The sequence below is a fragment of the Streptomyces sp. NPDC002911 genome (assembly GCF_053591835.1).
This window is the reverse complement of the sequence record NZ_JBSFUO010000086.1, coordinates 1-1,845: the sequence shown is the minus strand read 5'-3', so window position 1 is coordinate 1,845 and position 1,845 is coordinate 1. Positions and strand designations below refer to the sequence as shown.

Sequence of the window (1,845 nt, the reverse complement as noted above, 5' to 3'; positions counted from 1 at the left end):
TCTGGGGCACCCGCGTCGTCAAGGGCATCCAGCTCAAGGAGTACGCCTCCTGGCTGGACGAGGGCGCCCTCTTCAAGGGCCAGTGGGGCCTCAAGGGCGACACCATCGAGAGCGAGGGCCGGCCGCGGCTGCGGATGTGGCTGGACCGGCTGCGCACGCAGAACCTGCTCGAAGCGGCCGTGGTCCACGGCTACTTCCCCTGCGTGTCCAAGGGCGACGACCTGATCATCCTGGACGACGACGGGAACGAGCGCACCCGGTTCACCTTTCCGCGCCAGCGCCGTGGGCGGCGCCTGTGCCTCGCGGACTTCTTCCGCCCCGAGGAGTCGGGGGAGCGGGATGTGATCGGCCTCCAGGTCGTCACCGTCGGCTCGAGGATCGGCGGGGCCACCGCCGAGCTCTTCGAGTCGAACTCCTACCGCGACTACCTGGAACTGCACGGGCTGTCCGTGCAGCTGGCCGAGGCACTCGCCGAGTACTGGCACGCCCGCGTCCGCGCCGAGCTGGGCATCGGCGGGAGCGACCCGTCGGCGATGGAGGGCATGTTCCGTACCGAGTACCAGGGGTGCCGTTACTCCCTGGGCTACCCGGCCTGCCCTGATCTGGAGGACCGGGCGAAGATCGCTGACCTGCTGGAGCCGGAGCGGATCGGTGTCGTCCTGTCCGAGGAGTTCCAGCTCCACCCCGAACAGTCCACCGACGCGATCGTCAGCCACCACCCTCAGGCCACGTACTTCAACGCGGGAGCAGGCCGCTCATGACGACGTTCTCGTTCGAGTTCTTCCCGCCCAGGACGGCCAGGGGCGAGCAGAGCCTGTGGCGGGCCATTCGCCGCGTCGAACCCTTCGCCCCCGACTTCGTGTCCGTCACCTACGGCGCGGGCGGATCCTCACGCGCGCGCACCATCGAGGTCACCAAGGACATCGTGTCCGGGACGACCCTGCGCCCCGTGGCGCACCTGACCGCCGTCGGGCACTCGGTGGCCGAGCTGCGGCACATCATCGGCCAGTACGCGGACGCGGGTGTCCGGGACGTCCTGGTCCTGCGTGGTGATCCGCCCGGAGATCCGAACGCTCCCTGGATCCCGCACCCCGAAGGCCTCCGGCATGCTCACGAACTCGTGTCACTGGTAAGGGACCTGGGTGAGTTCAGCGTCGGCGTGGCGGCATTTCCTGAGCGTCATCCACGCTCGGCGGACTGGGACAGCGACATCCGGCACTTCGTCGCCAAGTGCCGGGCGGGCGCCGACTACGCGATCACCCAGATGTTCTTCGACGTGGAGGACTATCTGAGGCTGCGCGACCGGGTCGCCGCGGCGGGCTGTGACACCCCGATCATTCCGGAGATCATGCCGGCCACCGACGTGCGTCAGATCGTCCGCTTCGCCGAACTCAGTGGCGCAGCCTTCCCCGAGGACCTGGCGCACCGCCTCGACGCCGCACGGGACGACCCCGCCGACGCGCATCGCATCGGTGTCGGCCATGCCACCGCCATGGCCGAACGGCTCCTGGCCGAAGGCGCGCCGGGCCTGCACTACATCACGCTCAACCGGTCCACCGCTGCCCTGGACATCCACCGCAACGTACTGAACTCAAGGAGTGCACCGCATGTCCTCGCAGACCACAGCTGACTTCACGGACTTCAAGGTCGCCGATCTCTCCCTGGCCGCCTTCGGGCGCAAGGAGATCACACTGGCCGAGCACGAGATGCCCGGCCTGATGTCGATCCGTAAGGAGTACGCCGGGGCCCGGCCGCTGGCGGGCGCCCGGATCACCGGCTCCCTGCACATGACTGTGCAGACAGCGGTGCTCATCGAGACCCTGGTCGCCCTGGGCGCCGAGGTCC

3 protein-coding genes are annotated in these 1,845 nt (G+C 68.9%); all 3 read left to right on the top strand.

Annotation, left to right across the window (positions count from 1 at the left end; all coding sequences use genetic code 11):
• A partial coding sequence (locus ACWD04_RS33960) for a vitamin B12 dependent-methionine synthase activation domain-containing protein (RefSeq protein WP_451137579.1) occupies window positions 1–761 on the top strand: 761 nt, incomplete at its 5' end.
• Window positions 758–1,630, top strand: coding sequence for a methylenetetrahydrofolate reductase [NAD(P)H] (gene metF, locus ACWD04_RS33955; RefSeq protein WP_451137578.1), 873 nt, complete (start codon window positions 758–760; stop codon window positions 1,628–1,630). The genes ACWD04_RS33960 and metF, both read left to right, overlap by 4 nt.
• On the top strand, window positions 1,608–1,845 hold a 238-nt coding region (locus ACWD04_RS33950; protein ID WP_451137577.1), incomplete at its 3' end, for an adenosylhomocysteinase. The genes metF and ACWD04_RS33950, both read left to right, overlap by 23 nt.